Below are 15,878 nucleotides of genomic sequence, written 5' to 3'. Positions count from 1 at the left end.
AGGCGCCGTTACCCTTGGTTTCAATCAACAATCCTATCCGAATCGTTCGATAAGCGACCGAAACCTTCAAGACTAACCGCACATGGCGTTTTGCCCTGTGCGGTTTTTTGACTTGAGGCACGATGATTTACGGCGGTAAGGTAGGCAGAACATGGTTTCGTTAAGAAGGCAAAATCATACATGGCATTAATTGTTCAAAAATATGGTGGGACGTCGGTCGGGAATGTCGAGCGTATCCAGAATGTCGCGAAAAAAGTCGCGAAATTCGTGGACGAAGGGCATCAGGTCGTTGTTGCGGTCTCCGCTATGAGTGGAGAAACAAACCGGCTGACCGCGCTGGCACATGAAATTCAAGAGCAGCCTTCCCGTCGGGAAATGGACGTGTTGCTGACAACGGGGGAGCAGGTCACCATTGCGTTGCTGAGCATGGCGTTGCAGCAGAATGGTTACGATGCCGTTTCCTATACCGGCTGGCAAGTGCCGATTATGACCAACGACATTCATTCCAAGGCGCGTATCGAGGAAATCGACTCCGATAAGATCAAGTCGCAATTGAATCAAGGTAAGGTCGTTGTGGTTGCCGGTTTTCAAGGTGTGACACCGGACGGCGATATTACGACGCTGGGGCGCGGCGGTTCCGATACCACGGCTGTGGCCCTGGCCGCGGCTTTGCAGGCGGATGAGTGCCAGATTTACACCGATGTGGATGGGGTTTACACCACCGACCCGCGAGTGGTCCCGGAAGCCAAACGGTTGGATGTGGTCACCTTCGATGAAATGTTGGAACTCGCCAGTTTGGGCGCGAAGGTGTTGCAGATTCGCTCGGTGGAATTCGCCAGCAAATATAAAGTGCCGTTGCGCGTCTTGTCGTCTATGAAAGAAGGGGGTGGGACTCTTCTCATCTCGGAAGAAGATTTTGAGGATTTAGATATGGAAAAACCTTTAATATCCGGCATTGCCTTCAGCCGTGATGAAGCGAAATTGATGGTGTTGGGCGTGCCGGACAAGCCGGGCGTGGCCTTCCAGATTTTGGGGCCGATTTCCGATGCCAATATCGAAATCGATATGATTATCCAAAACCAGAGTGTCGATGGCACCACCGATTTCACCTTTACCGTGGCACGCGGCGACTTGCATGCCGCCAAACAGGTGTTGGAAAAGCATGCGATGGAATTGGGCGCACGCGAGATTATCTGTGATGATACCATCGCGAAATTGTCGATGGTCGGAGTTGGCATGAAGTCGCATTCCGGTATCGCCAGCACCATGTTTAAAACCCTGGCGGATCATGACATCAATATCCAAATGATCGGAACCACGGAAATCAAAATTTCGGTGGTGATTGGTGAGGAATATTTGGAGGAAGCGGTTCAGGCGCTACATGCCGCTTTTGAACTGGATAAGTAATCCAGTGTTTGTTTTAAAGAAACCCGGTTTATCCGGGTTTTTTATTGCTTGAAATAAGTAAACTTTATTAGTCTGGGTTTATCATAGTGATAAGAAATATAAATAGAATTTGGGGTTTAATAAGTTTAAACTATACCCTTTGAAACATGCATAACAAAGGGATTGAGTCATGCTGGTATTAACACGACGTGTTGGAGAAACACTCATCATTGGCGATAACATCAAACTGACTGTGGTGGGCTTGAAAAGTGGCCAGGTGCGTCTGGGAATTGAAGCGCCGAAAGAAGTTCAAATCCAGCGCGAAGAATTGCTGCTCAAAGAAAAAGACGTTCAGGAAAAGCCGTCGGAAGCCGCGCCGGTTGTCGAAGCCAAGATTGCGGCCGCAGAGTGATTCGAACGCATTTAAAAAATTGACGTCAATCCGCCAAACTCTGTTTACAAGCACCTTAAATCAAGGTATCATACGCGCCACAAACAGCAGGATTAAAGTTCTTTTAATCCAAATCGATACGGTGAAATGGCCGAGAGGCTGAAGGCGCTCCCCTGCTAAGGGAGTATGGGGTTTGTAGCTCCATCGAGGGTTCGAATCCCTCTTTCACCGCCATTTTCCTTTATTTAAATTCCTTTTAGACGCTTTATTTTCGGTCCATACATCTGTATCTGATGGTGTCGCTACGCTGTTAAGCGATGGAAATTTGATTACGTCCGTTTGACTTAGCATGGTAAAGAGCCTGGTCGGCTTTATGCCAGAAGATTTCCAGTTCGCCTTCGGCTAAGGCAATGCCGATGCTGGCGGTGATGGAAAACTCGGTCCGGCTATTTGGGCATTGAATGACCGAATTCTGGATGTCTTTTAGAATTTGCTGTGCAACGCTTTCCGCTTCGTCCAAATTGGTATCCACCAACAATATCGCGAATTCTTCGCCTCCAAGACGAGCAACGATGTCATGCTTTCGTCGGTTCGTTGAAATGATTTTAGCCAAGTTGATTAAAGCGGCGTCACCGGCCGGGTGACCATAATTGTCGTTGATGCGTTTGAAGTTATCGATGTCGAGCATCAGAAAACTGCAGGACGAGCCATTTCGGCGCGCTTGGCTGAGCACATAGGCCGATTTTTCCAGTAATCCACGGCGGTTTTTGACTTGTGTGAGTTGATCGATGACGGTCAACTCCTCCAGCTGCCGGTTTGTTTTTTTCAGCTCAAGCGATAACTTATGAAACTTGATAATGACCAGGCCTGCAATCAATAAAAGTATGGCACTGGCCAACGCGATTTTAAGCGCCAAGGTGTAGTCGGTTTTTTGATGTTCCTTGAACAGGAAGCCGTCCAAATCGGTGTCGGCGGCGGTCATGTTTAATTGACGGTAGCTGTCGACGATAAACTGCCAACGGCCCGGGTTCATGTGGCCGATTTGAACCAGCTCGGGCATGATGAGTTTTTTGAGGGTTTGGGCTTCAAATTGCAGGTGGTCAAGTGTCTTTTGCGGAGCGTATTTTTGATGGATGAGTTGGATGGTTTCGTCGATGTGTTTTAGGGCATATTCCCAACCCTGTAAAGTGGCGTTAATAAAGCGGCTGACCTGTTCCGGGTTGTTTTTCACTTTTTGTTCGCTGGTAATGAGCACATCGCTGTAAAAGTTGATGCCGTAGTCTCTGGGGTTGATGATATTGTAGTCGACGCCTTTCTGGGTGAGGTAATAGGGCTCGTTGGAGATGTAGCCATCATAGGCGTCGGCTTTGCCGTCAATCAGGTCTTCAATGCGGTAGCTGGTGTTTTGGATGTTGAGTTTTTCTCGGGGGATGCCTTCGCTTTCCAGCATGGTTAATAATTCGGCGCTTTCCGGCGGTGGCATGATGAGCAGTTTGCGTCCGGCCATATCATGTGGGCTGCGGATATGGGAGGATTTTAAGGTAATCCACACAATCGGAGAGGTCTGCATAATGGCAGCCAAAGCCACCACCGGTTTGCCTTCCATTCGGTCGATGACGACGCCGGAACCGGTGATGGCGTAATCGACTTTGCCGCTTAAGACATCATCAATCGGTTTCAGGGCGTGCGGCCCGCCGGCGATCAATTCGACATTCAAACCTTGTTCGGCGTAATAGCCTTTTTCCAACGCGATATAGTAGCCGGCGAACTGAAATTGGTGCAGCCAGCGCAATTGCACTTTAACGGTTTCGGAAGCGAAGATTGAAGCGCTTAACGTCATCAAAAGGAAAAAGGAGAACAAGCGCTTAACGGAAGGCGGATTCATTTTCTGGTCTTTGTCTATAGGATTTGTTTATATCGCTTGTTCTTAATACTAGAGTAATTTGTAAGGTAATACAAAATATATTTCATAGAGTTTGTTTCAACTCTGGTTGGATGGTGATTATGAAGACATAAAAAAACCGGGAAAGTCCCGGTTTTTTTATTTTCAGCGATGAGCGATTTAGAAGTCGTACATCAAGGTTAACATTGTTTCGGTGTCGTCTTTTTTCTTGCCGGTGGCCGGGTTGTCGTTGTGACGGTATTGGTAGTTGAGTTTCAGGTTAAGATTACCGTTGAGTTTGACTTTCAGGCCGGTGTTGCTTTCGTATTTGGTTTGCTTTTCACCGGTGAAGACCGTCAGGTTCTGCAAGAAGCGGACGTTGGCGTTGAAGCCGTATTCGAAGTTGCCGTAAAGCTTTCCAATCAACTGTGAAAAGTCTTTCTCACCACTGTCTTTGGTGTAATCCTGGGTTTGGTTACCGATACCGGCTTCACCCGTTAGAACCAAGTCCTGTTCTTTAATGAAGTTGTAACCCAGACCGACCAGGGTGTAGGTGTTCAGTTCGATGTCTTCGAAGCGGTTGTTTTCTGCGCGGAACTGCCCGAAGCCGTATGCTTTTTGGTAGTCGGAGAAATACAGGTTGCCTTGCAGGTCGCCCACATAACGTTCTTCGGTGCGGTTGCCGTCTTCTTTTTTGTTGGAGGCGTCGATTTTGCCTTTTAGCTTGTACATCTCCTGGGTGTAATCCAGCTTCAAGGAAGCGTAAATGGCTTGTGTATTGGTGTTACCGGTGGTTTCGGAATAACCGGCTTCACCGGAACCGTGCAGACCCTTGTCGGTCTTCGTTTCAGCGGCCATGACCTGGCTGCCCGCAAACAGTGATGAAAGGGTTAGGAGTGCGAGGGTTTGTTTTGTCATTTCTTTACTACCTTTAATACTTTTAATGCTTAATTCTTAGATGAAATCGTTATTTGGAGTCGGTTTCCTGAGAATGCAGGTGTACATCCATTTGCGGATAAGGGATGCCGATACCGGCTTCGTCGAAGGCGTGTTTGACCTTTTCGTTCATATCCCACTTCAAGCCCCAATAGTCGCCGGATTGAACCCAAGGACGCACCACGAAGTTGATGCTGGAGTCGGCCAGTTCGGAGACGGCGATGGTCGGAGCCGGGTCTTGCAAGACGCGTTCGTCGGATTCAATTAAATCCGTCAGAATTTGTTTGGCTTGCTTAATGTCGTCGTCGTAACCAATGCCGAACACCATATCAACACGGCGGGTTTCACGGGCCGAGTAGTTGGTGATGGTGCCTTTATAGATATTGCCATTCGGAATAATGACTTCACGGTTGTCGCCGGTGCGGAAAGTGGAGCTGAAAATGCCTACGCTTTCGACGACACCCGAAGTGCCGGCGGCTTCCACGAAATTGCCGACTTTGAATGGTTTGAATAAAATCAGCATGACACCGGAAGCAAAGTTTTGCAAAGAGTCCTTCAAGGCCAGGCCGATGGCCAAACCGGCGGCACCGATTAAGGCGACCAAAGAAGTGGTGTCGATACCTAATTGGCTCAAGGAGGCAATGATGATGAACAGTAGCAGGACGGCGTTTAGAATGGACATGATGAAATTAATCAGCATGTCATCCATTTTGCCGCGTTTGAGTAGACGTTGAACAATACCGGAAATCAGTTTAGAGGCCCAGCGTCCGACAATGAAGATAATCAATGCCAGAACGATATTCGTGCCCCATTCAATGCCATAGGTTTCCCATAGGCTTTTTAAGTCAATGCTTGAGAAGTCCATAAATTTGCTTCCTGATAAAAATGAATCTTGTTTTTATAAAAGTGCAACGGGCGCTATTTTAAAAGAATCGTGACGGTTTTTGGTTGAAATTGACCAGGCCTGGTCAATTTCTCGGTTTGTTTATTTGACGGCTTTGTATTTGGGGAGTTGTTGTTCGACCAAGTCAAAATGCATCGGGTAAATATCCGGCAGTCCGTTTCGATATTGGATAGGACGTTCGCCTTTGATGAGGGGTAACAAATAATCAATGGCGGCGGGGGTGATGTCCATACCATCTTTGGTGAGAAACTCGTCCGGGACGCATTTTTCCAAATCGGCGACTTCAAATAAGTCGACGTTTTTGTAACGCCACACCAGAGGTTGGGTGTCGATGACTTCAATTACCGGCAAGACGCCGTGTTGTCCATCCAGCGCGGCTTGTACCGCCGCTTTGCCGGCTCGGTAAGCCATCTCCCAGTCGGTTTGCGACACTTGGTGACTGGCGGAACGCTGCAAATAATCGGGTACGGCACTGTGGGTTTTGCAATTGAAGGTGTTGGCTACCAGGCCGGATAAGGTGTGGGCCACACCGCCCAGTTGGGTGTAATCGTTGTTGTGAGTGTGTTCAACGTTTTCGATGGATATGTAATGGCCGTCCGGATCCATCAAGCCTTCGGAAACGATGCAAACGCAGTAGCCTTTGCTGTCGATCAGGTGCTGGACACGTTCCAGGAATTTGTTGCGTTCGAAAGGGCGTTCAGCGGGCAGAATCAGTAAGGGGACGTCCGGCATGGCGGTTTTGATGAGTCCGCCGGCGATGGTCAACCAGCCGACATTACGGCCCATGGCTTCCAGCGCAAAGAACTTGGTGGACGTATTATGCATTGAAAACAGGTCCATCGTTGCTTCCAGCAAGCTGGTGGCAATGTATTTAGCGGCACTGCCGAACCCCGGACTGCAATGTGACAATGCGAGGTCGTTGTCGATGGTTTTTGCCACACCAATGCATGTGACCGGATGGCCGTGGGCCGAACAGTAATCGGCCACTTTTTGCGCCGTGACCATGGAACCATTGCCGCCGTTGTAAAAAAAGTAGCCGATGTCGTAGGTTCGGAACACTTCCAGCACCCGTTGGTATTGCCCCGGGTTTTCATCAATGCTGTCGAGGTCGAAGCGACAAGCCTGGAAAGCGGCTCCGGGTTGGGTTTTTAGACGGTCCAATGTGTCTTCGCTGAAGCGCGAAGCATCGGTCAATCGCTCTTCCAATACGCCGACGATGCCGTTGATGGCGGCATAGACTTTACCGAATTTTTCCGGGTGACGTTTCACCATTTCGATGACACCTGCGGCACTGGCGTTAATGACGGCCGTAACCCCGCCGGCTTGTGCGTAAATGACATTTCTCGGGTGCGACATAGACTGCGATCCTTTCACATTTTTGATATGAAATGATTATAAGAGATATAGTGCAATTTATGGGATGAAAGTTTTTTGAATGAGGCGGTTATCCTCAACGGCCAAGCCGCCTTTGCTGTTTAAAAAGTCGGTAAATGGCTGACCAAATAAGGCGTGACGCCACCCGGAAAGGGTGTTGTCCGGATGGCGAATCAGGTGGAGCAAATCCGTTTTTCCGGCAATATTCGGTGGGTTAATGTGGTAATCCTGAGCCACTTGTTGCAATAACGCAAAACCAATATTGATGAAAATATCTTCTTGGGGCGTGGCTGGAGCCGGTTTGTTGGCCGTTTCAGGCCAGGCGTCCGGATTGGCAAACACCTCATCGATGATTTCAATCCATTCGTCACCGAAATTTTTCACCGAAGACGACTTGATGTTCGGCACTTTATACAGAGCTTCGCGTGCTTTCGGTGGGCGTTTGGCAATGGCGACGAGCGCATCGTCGGACAGCACCCAACGTTTGGGTTTGTTATGATTGATGGCGTAGAGTTCGCGCCATTCGGCTAAACGGTAGGCGATGGCCTGGGCTTTGCGCGGCAGTTTTTGCACCGCTTTGATTTTGTCGGCGGCGTTTTCCGGGGCGAGGCGGTAGAGGTCCTCATTCAACAGGGCTTCGAAGTCTTCGGTTAAGGCCGCTTGTTGCGCCTCGGTGAGCTTGTCGAGATAGCGCTCGTATAACGGGGCCAGATAACGCACGTCGTTGATGGCGTATTCCAGTTGCTTATCGGTCAGTGGGCGTCGGCTCCAATCGGTTCGGGTCTGGTCTTTTTCCAGTTCGATATCGAGTTCGGCTTTAATGACTTTGGCCAGGCCTGCCAGGTCGCCGAATCCGAGAAAAACACCGGCGATTTGGGTGTCGTAAATCGCCTCCGGCATCCGGCCGGAAACTTGATACAATACTTCGATGTCCTGACGGGCGGAGTGGAAGACCTTTCGGATGTTCGGGTTCTCCAGTAATTGCCACAACGGTTCGAGTGCGTCGAATGCCATCGGGTCGATGATGGCGGCGTGACCGGAACGGCTTTGGATTTGAATCAAGCACAGTTTCGGGAAATAGGTATCGGTACGCACGAATTCCGTGTCGATGGCGAACCAGCCGTCGGCTTCGATAAGCTTGCAGAAAGCCGATAAATCCGCCTGGGTATCAATAAATGTATAGGTCATAAATTCAGTTTAAGAGGTTGTTTGTCGTTCGGCAAGCAAAAGCATTGCTTTTTCAGAAATCTTCAATAAGATAACCAAATGCCGCAAAGATTGTTAAAAAATTTACTCCTACGGCCGTTAAGCTGTTTAGGGGTGCAGTCTTTCAAGCTGGCATTCGACAGGGAGTGTACTTGAAAGTTCATATTTTAGGTATTGCCGGAACCTTCATGGGTGGAATCGCCCAGCTGGCAAAAAGCATGGGGTTCGATGTTTCCGGTTCGGATCAGGCCATTTACCCGCCGATGAGCACGCAATTGGAGCAGGCCGGCATTGATGTCTCCAATTACGACGACAATTTTCTCGCCCGCGAGCCGGAGACGGTGGTCATCGGAAACGCTTTGAGCCGCGGTCACCCTGCGGTGGAACAAACGCTCAATGCACAGCAATTCTATACGTCCGGCCCGCAGTGGCTGGCGGAAAATATTCTGAAAGACCGTTGGGTGGTGGCCGTCGCCGGGACTCACGGCAAGACCACAACCGCTTCGATGGTGGCCTGGATTTTGGACGATGCCGGTTTGGCGCCCGGGTTTTTAATCGGCGGCGTGCCGGAAAATTTCGGGGTGTCCGCGCGTTTGGGCGATGCACCGTTTTTTGTGGTCGAGGCGGATGAATACGACACGGCGTTTTTCGATAAGCGCTCCAAGTTCGTGCATTACCATCCAAGAACCTGTGTGCTGAATAACCTGGAATTCGATCACGCCGATATCTTCGATAACCTGGCCGCCATTCAGAAACAGTTTCATCATTTGGTACGAACGGTGCCGGGGAACGGCATGATTATCCACCCCAAGGCCGAGGTCGCGATTGACGATGTCTTGGCGCAAGGATACTGGACGCCACTGGAATCGCAGGGCGAAAGCGGTTCTCAAGCCGATTGGCATTATGAATTGAAAGAAGCCGATGGCTCGGTGTTCGAGGTGTTTTTCCAGGGCGAGTCCTGCGGCGAAGTGCGCTGGGGCATGACCGGGCGGCATAATGTACAGAACGGTTTGAGTGCGATTGCCGCCGCCCGTCATTGCGGTGTGCCGGTGACCGAGTGTGTCGAGGCTTTGAGCCGATTTGCGGGGGTTCGACGCCGCATGACGCATTTGGGTGAGGCGAAAGGCATTGCGGTGTATGACGATTTCGCCCATCATCCGACGGCCATCGCGACTACGTTGGACGGCGCGCGAGCGCAAATGCAAGCTGAAGGTCAAAACGGTCGCTTAATTGCGGTATTTGAACCGCGCTCCAATACCATGCGAATGGGAATTCACCGCTCGACCTTGCCAAAAGCCTTTTCACAAGCGGATGCGGTTTACGCCTTTATTGACCCGGCTTGGCAATGGCGATTGGAGACCGACGCCTTTGACTGCGCGGTGACGGTTGAGGAATCTTATGAGACTTTATTGGAACGGTTGGTGTCGGAGCTTCGTCCGGGCGACCGGGTTGTGGTGATGAGCAACGGCAGTTTTGGTGGGATTCACCACCGTTTATTGGATGCACTATCGGAGCGGGTCGAAGCCTGAAAACACGGATGTTTTTATCGGCTTTGGTTCATGGGTTAATCTAAGGGAAGAAAATGTATGAATCATCAGATTGTCGCGCGGAAGGCGATAGAACATCTCACCAAAAACGATATCGAACCGACGCCGGTCACGTTCAGTATTTGGTTTTTATATTATCTCGGTGAGAACAAAGCCTTGATTGCCCGGATGAAGTCGTTTCTGTCGACCGGACAGCCAATCTCCGACGCGTCCTATGAAAAACTGTATGAAGTGTATGTGTTGAAGGAGCATTTCCGGGAAAGTCTCGGCATTAACCGCAACACCACTCAAATCATCGACAAAGCCAATGACCTGAAGAAAAAAATCTACGATTTCGTGGAAAGCGTGCGTTCGCACCAGAATACCTTGGGTGACATGCGGGAAAGTCTGACCATCGCTGAAACCCGCGAAGCCATCGAAATTATTCTGTCCGAAGCGGTCATGGAACTGAAGACCATCGAATCCAGTTCGTTGGAAACCACTTTATGGATGCAAAAGAACGTCAAATCGCTGGAAAACGTCCAGAACGAAGTCATCGAAATCGAGCAGAACATGAGCCGCGATTTCCTAACCGGATTGCCGGATAAAAGTTATTTCAAAAAGACGTTGGGGCAGTTCCTCAAAGAATCCATGTCCGGCGTCATTTCCAAACGTCATTTCATCGTTTTCGACATCAAGAACCTGGATTCGTATAACCGGGAGTTTTCTTGGTTGCTGGGCGACAGCATCATCCGCTTGGTAGTGAAAATCATCCAGTCAGAAACTGAAGAAAGTTGGCAGATGATGCGGTTACAGGAAGATGAATTTGCGGTCTTCCCTCCGGCATCTTTTCCGATTCACCAGATTCCCGATTACATCGAAACCATCCGTAAAGTGGTCAACAGCAAAAAACTGGTGGTGAAAGACAAGCAACAGGAAATCAAGAACATCGAATTGAACGCCGTGATCGTCAAGGTTGCGGTGTACGACGATATCGAAACCATCGACCGGAAAATTTCTACCGGTTTGGCGCAGGTGAGCGATGGCAAACACGGTTCCGTCGTCAAGATTGAAGAGTAGCCGAGGAGGCGCGCGACGTGATGTGGGCGTTACTGGAGGTCGGGTTACTGTTGCTGCTGGTCTTGGTGATTGTCTGGGCTGTGGTGCCACGCCGTAAGAAATGACTCAAAAATAACCAGCTTCAGCCAACCCGCGATAAATCGAATTCCGACGTCTGTAATGTCAGGTCTGGTCGATAATGCCGCAATAGGATATTTGACCAGGCCTGGGCATCTTCGGGTAATCCATCCGATAAATACGCCAAGACCTGGCGTTGAACGTTTGTTTTAAACGTTTTCGACGCACCGACGCCGCCACTGAGGTTATCCGCACTGAACACGAACGGAAACCCGGCGGAGACGGAAAAAATCCATTCCAGCGCCTGCGGTTTGATTTCCACTCGTTCAAACTCCGCCTGTTGTTCGGCGCTTCGTCCATCCGGTTGGTACCAATAGCCGAAATCCTCCAATAAACGCCGCTCCGGCCCGGCAATGCACCAGTGCGCGATTTCATGCAAGGCCGATGCAAAGAAGCCGTGTGCGAAGATAATGCGATGATGAGGGTGTGACGCATCGGCCGGGCGGTAAATCGGTTCCGGTTCGCAACAGACCAGCTCGGTATTCCGGGAGGGAATGAAGTTGGCATTGAACAGTTCGATGAGGGTTTCTATCTGAAAATTCGATGACATCTCGAAACGGTTGGGACCACTGAGCTTGAGAAAGGAAGACGCCGGTCAAAAGCCGGCGCCATGGATGGTTACAGGGTTGACATGACCTTGCGGGCCGCGTCGATGGTGGCCTGGATGTCGGCATCGGTATGCGCGCTGGAAACAAACCCGGCTTCGAACGCCGATGGGGCCAGATAGACGCCCGCGTCCAACATGCCGTGATAGAAACGTTTGAAACGTTCCATGTCGCCTTTGGCAACCTGAGCGTAGCGTCGGATGTTTTTCTCTTCGGTGAAGAAGAAGCCGAACATGCCGCCCACTTGGTTGGTGGTAAACGGAATGCCAGCTTCGTCGGCCGCTTGCTGTAAACCGTCCACCAATTGCTTGGTTTTGACTTCAAGCGATTCAAAGAAACCGTTTTCGCTGATCAGTTGCAAGGTTTTCAGGCCCGCAGACATGGCAATCGGGTTGCCGGACAGGGTGCCGGCTTGATAAACCGGCCCCAACGGGGCGATGTGTTCCATGACTTCGCGCTTGCCGCCGAAAGCACCGACCGGCATACCGCCGCCGATGACTTTGCCGAAAGTGGTCAAATCCGGCGTGATGCCATAACGGCCTTGTGCACCGGTCAAACCAACACGGAAACCGCACATGACTTCGTCGAAAATCAACACCGCGCCGGATTCGTCGCAGACCTCACGCAGGGTTTGCAGGAAACCGTCTTCCGGTGGAATGCAGTTCATATTTCCGGCGACCGGCTCGACGATGATACAGGCGATTTGGTCGCCGATTTCACTGAACACGCGGCGGACTTCATCGGAATCGTTGTGGGTCAGCGTCAGGGTTTCTTCCGCCAAACAGGCTGGCACACCCGGAGAGGATGGAACCCCTAAGGTCAGGGCGCCGGAACCGGCTTTCACCAACAAGGAGTCGGAATGGCCGTGGTAGCAGCCTTCGAATTTGACGATTTTGTCGCGTCCGGTGTAGCCGCGCGCTAGGCGAATTGCGGTCATGGTGGCTTCGGTACCGGAGCTGACCATACGTACCATGTCGATGGATGGAATCAGGTCGCAGACCAAATCGGCAATGGTGGTTTCCAATTCGGTCGGCGCACCGAACGACAAGCCTTTTTCAGCTTGTTGTTGGACGGTTTGAATGACTTCTGGATGGGCATGTCCCAAAATCGCCGGCCCCCAGGAGGCGACATAGTCGATGTATTGCTTGCCGTCGACATCCTTTAAGTAGGCACCTTTCGCCGATTCAAAGAAAACCGGATCGCCGCCGACGCCTTTAAAGGCTCGGACCGGTGAATTCACGCCGCCGGGAATGTGGGTTTGAGCGGCTTGGAAAAGGGCTTGAGAGTGTGACATAAAATGCTTCCTGTGAGTTTGAGAGGGACGTATGTCGGCCGGAACGATAAATTACAGATCCGGTGTCATTTGACGAATACGTTCGGTCACCAGTTCGAAATCGACTTCACCGATTTTCTGGTAAACGATGTTGCCGTTCGGCGCAATCAAGAAATTGGTCGGTGTCAGCAGAACTTCGCCGAACGCCTGCGACATTTGGCCGTCGGTATCGCGCACAAACGAGAACGGATAAGGATTTTTCTCGATGAATTTGGCGACTTGCTCCGCCGGGTCGTACGACATCGAAATGGCGACGATTTCGAATTTATCGCCGAACTTTTCTTTCATCTGTGCCAGGTGCGGCATTTCAGCGATACACCCCGGGCAGGTGGTCGCCCAGAAACTGACCAGAACCGGTTTGAGCGGTTTACTGAGTTGCAGGGTGTCACCTTGCGCGGTTTTTACCGTGATGTCCGGCGCTTTGCCCAACCCGTCCGAGAAGACGGTGAGATAGAGCAAGGTACCGATGAGTACCACGACGAGAAGACCGAAAAGTTTGCTACCGAGTTTGTTCATGGCAATCTCTTGAGTTTAAACGAAATAAGAGGCGACCATTTTAAGGGCGCTCGATGGTTTCCACGCCGTTAGCTGTACCGCAAAGGAAAATATCCGCATTGCGTGCCGCGAACAAACCATTGGTGACGACACCGACGATGCTGTTCAATTCGGTTTCCATGGCCACCGGGTTAACGATTTCCAGACCGTGAATGTCCAGAATCACGTTACCGTTATCGGTCACGAAGCCTTCGCGCAGTACCGGTTCACCGCCGAAACGTTTGACGACTTCGCGAGCCACGTAGCTGCGCGCCATTGGGATGACTTCAATCGGAAGCGGGAACTTGCCGAGTACGTCAACTTTTTTGCTGTCGTCGGCGATGCACACGAATTTTTTGGCCACAGCCAAGACGATTTTTTCACGCGTCAAAGCACCGCCGCCGCCTTTAATCAAGTTTAGGTTTGGATCGGCTTCATCGGCGCCGTCGATGTAAACCGACATTTCGTCCACGGCATTGAGTTCCAAAACCGGAATGCCGTGTCCTTTCAAACGCTCGGCGGTGGCTTCGGAGCTGGCGACCGCGCCTTTGATTTTGCCTTTGATTTTGGCCAGTTCGTCAATGAAGAAATTAGCTGTGGAGCCTGTGCCAACGCCAATGTAAGTATCCGGAACAACATAATCGATGGCGGCTTTAGCCACTTCTTGTTTCAATTCGTCTTGTGTCATTGTATCCATCCTGAATCATAAAAATAAAGATGCCAGTATTCTAATCACTTTGGAGAAAAATGTATAGCGTGGGGTGTTGAACGCCTATGGAGAAAGGCTTGAGGCAAGAATGTCCTTTCAAACCGGAGGGGTTTGAAAGGAACGGATGGAATCAGTGGTGCGGGCTGCCGCCCGGGGCGTTGAACATCACTGGTGGCGGTTGAACGGCCGGTTTGGTTTCGGACAGTTTCGGTGGCAGTTCACCCGGTTTGCGGTCATAAGAGGCGACGACCATGCCCACTTGGGTGACGTAATAGTTTTTCGGATAAACGTGGACGACCTTGTAGACCATTGGACGCAGTTGTTTACCTTCTTCCGCCAGTGGTTTGCCCATCATCATGTACATGCCGCACATGGTGGAACCATTGACAACGTGGTGGGTCTTCAGGTTTTCATGGTCTTTAACACTGAGTTGTCCGCGACGATCCAATTCCTTGATATAGGCTTGTCTGTCTTCATCGGAGGTCAGTCCGTTGTAATCGACACACAGTTTCAGAGTTTGCTGGTCTTCAAGCGACTGTTTGGTGTCTGCCGCTTGGGAGGCCGACGTAAAGCTCAAAGCACCGATCATCAGTGCGTAAAGGGAAAGGTTTTGGCCTGTCATTATTCTATAACCTGTTTTGTTTGATTGATTTGGTTCAGGGATTCTATAGGGATGTCAGGCGGATTTTCAAGCCTGAAAGTTGGAAAGAGTATGGAACCGGTTTTTACGACTGGCATCGTAAAAACCGGTTAAGGCTGAATGCAGGCGGTTTAATGCGACATCATGTGACCGGAATGAGACATGACCGATTTGACCGGCATGGAAATCGATTTTTCACTGCCGTCTTTGAAAACCAAAGTCATCTCAATGGTTTGGCCGGCTTGAATGCCGTCTTGCAAACCAATCAGCATAATGTGCAGACCGCCCGGTTTCAAATGGGCCTGGCCGTCCGCCGGTATTTTGATGGCTGGAATCTGGCGCATCTTCATCACGCCGTTGTCGTGAACATGGGTGTGCAGCTCGACTTTTTTGGCCGCGTTGGATTTGGCTTGCACCAGTTGAATGTCCTGATCGCTCATGTTGGTGAGCGTCATGAAGCTACCGGTGGCCATGGCACCGGGTGGGACTTCACGCACATAGGGTTGTTCGACTTCAATGTCAGCCGCGTTGTCTGCGAATGCATTGACGCTGATAATCGAAAGGGCGGCGGCAAACAGGGCCAGGGTGTGCTTAAACATGGAAACTCCTAAGGTTGTGTTTGGGTTAAATAGGTTCTAATGGTTTTGACGAAGTCATCCGGGCTGGTGGCGTGCGGCAGTTGTGTCGCCAGTTCACCACCGGGCGTGATGACATAGGTAAAGGCCGAGTGGTCGACAGAGTAGTGCTCGTCTTTCGGGTCCTCCTGGTGGATCATATACACTACGCCGTAGCGGTTGACGATATCGTCCAGCTCGGCTTTGCTGCCGGTAAGCCCGATGATACCGCTGTTAAAGTAGTCGGCATATTGTTTAAGGCGTTGCGGGGTGTCGCGATTGGAGTCAACCGATACGAACAGTATCTGCAGTTTGGCTTTTTCGTCTTCGCTGAGCTGGCGATAGGCCAGCGCCAAGTTGCCCAGGTTGGTCGGGCAGATGTCCGGGCAAAAGGTGTAGCCGAAGTAAACCAGAACCAGCTTGTCGTTGAAGTCGCTCAACGAAACCGGCCCTTGGGCCGACTTTAAGGTAAAGTCACCGCCGACCGGCTTGTCGTTCAGAATCAGGTGGGCGGTGGTTTGTTCCGAGTTTTGCTGGGAAAACGGCCAGGCCAGGATAAACAGCCCGATGACGATGCCCAATAAAACGGTGAAGAAGATAAATTTTTTCATAATGCTTTATAGTCAAAAAAGGAGCCAAAG

Annotated in this window: 16 protein-coding genes and 1 tRNA gene; 5 read left to right on the top strand and 12 right to left on the bottom strand. The window is 50.7% G+C overall.

The window, feature by feature from the left end:
* Window positions 1–180 precede the first annotated feature (180 nt).
* From EPV75_RS08520 to EPV75_RS08510, 3 genes are all read left to right on the top strand, one after another.
* Complete coding sequence (locus EPV75_RS08520; RefSeq protein WP_029938472.1) at window positions 181–1,407, top strand: aspartate kinase; 1,227 nt, start codon at window positions 181–183, stop codon at window positions 1,405–1,407.
* A 169-nt stretch (window positions 1,408–1,576) separates the two neighbouring features.
* Window positions 1,577–1,798 carry a carbon storage regulator CsrA gene (gene csrA, locus EPV75_RS08515; RefSeq protein ID WP_029938471.1) on the top strand — a complete coding sequence of 74 codons (222 nt, stop codon included), beginning with the start codon at window positions 1,577–1,579 and terminating at the stop codon, window positions 1,796–1,798.
* Window positions 1,799–1,918: 120 nt separating this feature from the next.
* A tRNA-Ser gene (locus EPV75_RS08510) sits at window positions 1,919–2,011 on the top strand.
* A 76-nt stretch (window positions 2,012–2,087) separates the two neighbouring features.
* Here the strand turns inward: EPV75_RS08510 and EPV75_RS08505 are convergent.
* From EPV75_RS08505 to rnd, 5 genes are all read right to left on the bottom strand, one after another.
* A complete protein-coding gene (locus EPV75_RS08505) occupies window positions 2,088–3,662 on the bottom strand; it encodes a GGDEF domain-containing protein (RefSeq protein WP_128385101.1) in 1,575 nt (524 codons plus the stop codon).
* 177 nt (window positions 3,663–3,839) lie between these two features.
* Entirely contained in the window at window positions 3,840–4,577 is a 738-nt protein-coding gene (locus EPV75_RS08500; RefSeq protein ID WP_128385100.1) for a DUF481 domain-containing protein, read from the bottom strand.
* 49 nt (window positions 4,578–4,626) lie between these two features.
* Window positions 4,627–5,460 carry a mechanosensitive ion channel family protein gene (locus tag EPV75_RS08495; protein ID WP_128385099.1) on the bottom strand — a complete coding sequence of 278 codons (834 nt, stop codon included), beginning with the start codon at window positions 5,458–5,460 and terminating at the stop codon, window positions 4,627–4,629.
* 120 nt (window positions 5,461–5,580) lie between these two features.
* On the bottom strand, window positions 5,581–6,855 hold the full coding sequence (locus EPV75_RS08490) for a 6-phosphofructokinase (protein ID WP_128385098.1): 1,275 nt from the start codon (window positions 6,853–6,855) through the stop codon (window positions 5,581–5,583).
* Between the two features lie 57 nt (window positions 6,856–6,912).
* On the bottom strand, window positions 6,913–8,061 hold the full coding sequence (rnd, locus tag EPV75_RS08485) for a ribonuclease D (RefSeq protein ID WP_128385097.1): 1,149 nt from the start codon (window positions 8,059–8,061) through the stop codon (window positions 6,913–6,915).
* Between the two features lie 170 nt (window positions 8,062–8,231).
* Here rnd and mpl point away from each other — a divergent pair, with 170 nt between their 5' ends.
* Both mpl and EPV75_RS08475 read left to right on the top strand, forming a co-directional pair.
* Window positions 8,232–9,608 carry a UDP-N-acetylmuramate:L-alanyl-gamma-D-glutamyl-meso-diaminopimelate ligase gene (mpl, locus tag EPV75_RS08480; RefSeq protein ID WP_128385096.1) on the top strand — a complete coding sequence of 459 codons (1,377 nt, stop codon included), beginning with the start codon at window positions 8,232–8,234 and terminating at the stop codon, window positions 9,606–9,608.
* Window positions 9,609–9,665: 57 nt separating this feature from the next.
* Window positions 9,666–10,685, top strand: coding sequence for a GGDEF domain-containing protein (locus tag EPV75_RS08475; protein ID WP_029938464.1), 1,020 nt, complete (start codon window positions 9,666–9,668; stop codon window positions 10,683–10,685).
* A gap of 121 nt (window positions 10,686–10,806) precedes the next feature.
* On the opposite strand, the gene EPV75_RS08470 is transcribed toward EPV75_RS08475, so the two are convergent.
* The 7 genes from EPV75_RS08470 to EPV75_RS08440 form a co-directional block, all read right to left on the bottom strand.
* Complete coding sequence (locus EPV75_RS08470) at window positions 10,807–11,352, bottom strand: elongation factor P hydroxylase (protein ID WP_128385095.1); 546 nt, start codon at window positions 11,350–11,352, stop codon at window positions 10,807–10,809.
* 68 nt (window positions 11,353–11,420) lie between these two features.
* Complete coding sequence (gene hemL / locus EPV75_RS08465) at window positions 11,421–12,701, bottom strand: glutamate-1-semialdehyde 2,1-aminomutase (RefSeq protein ID WP_128385094.1); 1,281 nt, start codon at window positions 12,699–12,701, stop codon at window positions 11,421–11,423.
* Between the two features lie 51 nt (window positions 12,702–12,752).
* Window positions 12,753–13,256, bottom strand: coding sequence for a peroxiredoxin family protein (locus EPV75_RS08460; protein ID WP_029938461.1), 504 nt, complete (start codon window positions 13,254–13,256; stop codon window positions 12,753–12,755).
* A gap of 40 nt (window positions 13,257–13,296) precedes the next feature.
* Window positions 13,297–13,962 carry a ribose-5-phosphate isomerase RpiA gene (rpiA, locus tag EPV75_RS08455; protein WP_029938460.1) on the bottom strand — a complete coding sequence of 222 codons (666 nt, stop codon included), beginning with the start codon at window positions 13,960–13,962 and terminating at the stop codon, window positions 13,297–13,299.
* A gap of 151 nt (window positions 13,963–14,113) precedes the next feature.
* The gene (locus tag EPV75_RS08450; RefSeq protein WP_127119493.1) at window positions 14,114–14,605 is read right to left on the bottom strand and encodes a hypothetical protein; all 492 of its coding nucleotides are present in this window, start codon (window positions 14,603–14,605) and stop codon (window positions 14,114–14,116) included.
* A gap of 149 nt (window positions 14,606–14,754) precedes the next feature.
* Complete coding sequence (locus EPV75_RS08445; protein WP_128385093.1) at window positions 14,755–15,222, bottom strand: copper chaperone PCu(A)C; 468 nt, start codon at window positions 15,220–15,222, stop codon at window positions 14,755–14,757.
* Window positions 15,223–15,230: 8 nt separating this feature from the next.
* Complete coding sequence (locus EPV75_RS08440; protein ID WP_128385092.1) at window positions 15,231–15,848, bottom strand: SCO family protein; 618 nt, start codon at window positions 15,846–15,848, stop codon at window positions 15,231–15,233.
* Window positions 15,849–15,878: the final 30 nt, after the last annotated feature.

It is taken from the genome of Hydrogenovibrio thermophilus (assembly GCF_004028275.1).
Classification (GTDB): Bacteria; Pseudomonadota; Gammaproteobacteria; order Thiomicrospirales; family Thiomicrospiraceae; genus Hydrogenovibrio; species Hydrogenovibrio thermophilus.
This window is presented reverse-complemented; position numbering and strand designations above follow the sequence as displayed.

Excerpts from the sequence above, each read along its gene's own strand:
- EPV75_RS08520 (WP_029938472.1), top strand. The coding sequence starts at position 181 with ATGGCATTAATTGTTCAAAAATATGGTGGGACGTCGGTCGGGAATGTC.
- csrA (WP_029938471.1), top strand. The coding sequence starts at position 1,577 with ATGCTGGTATTAACACGACGTGTTGGAGAAACACTCATCATTGGCGAT.
- EPV75_RS08505 (WP_128385101.1), bottom strand. The coding sequence starts at position 3,662 with ATGAATCCGCCTTCCGTTAAGCGCTTGTTCTCCTTTTTCCTTTTGATG.
- EPV75_RS08500 (WP_128385100.1), bottom strand. The coding sequence starts at position 4,577 with ATGACAAAACAAACCCTCGCACTCCTAACCCTTTCATCACTGTTTGCG.
- EPV75_RS08495 (WP_128385099.1), bottom strand. The coding sequence starts at position 5,460 with ATGGACTTCTCAAGCATTGACTTAAAAAGCCTATGGGAAACCTATGGC.
- EPV75_RS08490 (WP_128385098.1), bottom strand. The coding sequence starts at position 6,855 with ATGTCGCACCCGAGAAATGTCATTTACGCACAAGCCGGCGGGGTTACG.
- rnd (WP_128385097.1), bottom strand. The coding sequence starts at position 8,061 with ATGACCTATACATTTATTGATACCCAGGCGGATTTATCGGCTTTCTGC.
- EPV75_RS08475 (WP_029938464.1), top strand. The coding sequence starts at position 9,666 with ATGAATCATCAGATTGTCGCGCGGAAGGCGATAGAACATCTCACCAAA.
- EPV75_RS08470 (WP_128385095.1), bottom strand. The coding sequence starts at position 11,352 with ATGTCATCGAATTTTCAGATAGAAACCCTCATCGAACTGTTCAATGCC.
- hemL (WP_128385094.1), bottom strand. The coding sequence starts at position 12,701 with ATGTCACACTCTCAAGCCCTTTTCCAAGCCGCTCAAACCCACATTCCC.
- EPV75_RS08460 (WP_029938461.1), bottom strand. The coding sequence starts at position 13,256 with ATGAACAAACTCGGTAGCAAACTTTTCGGTCTTCTCGTCGTGGTACTC.
- rpiA (WP_029938460.1), bottom strand. The coding sequence starts at position 13,962 with ATGACACAAGACGAATTGAAACAAGAAGTGGCTAAAGCCGCCATCGAT.
- EPV75_RS08450 (WP_127119493.1), bottom strand. The coding sequence starts at position 14,605 with ATGACAGGCCAAAACCTTTCCCTTTACGCACTGATGATCGGTGCTTTG.
- EPV75_RS08445 (WP_128385093.1), bottom strand. The coding sequence starts at position 15,222 with ATGTTTAAGCACACCCTGGCCCTGTTTGCCGCCGCCCTTTCGATTATC.
- EPV75_RS08440 (WP_128385092.1), bottom strand. The coding sequence starts at position 15,848 with ATGAAAAAATTTATCTTCTTCACCGTTTTATTGGGCATCGTCATCGGG.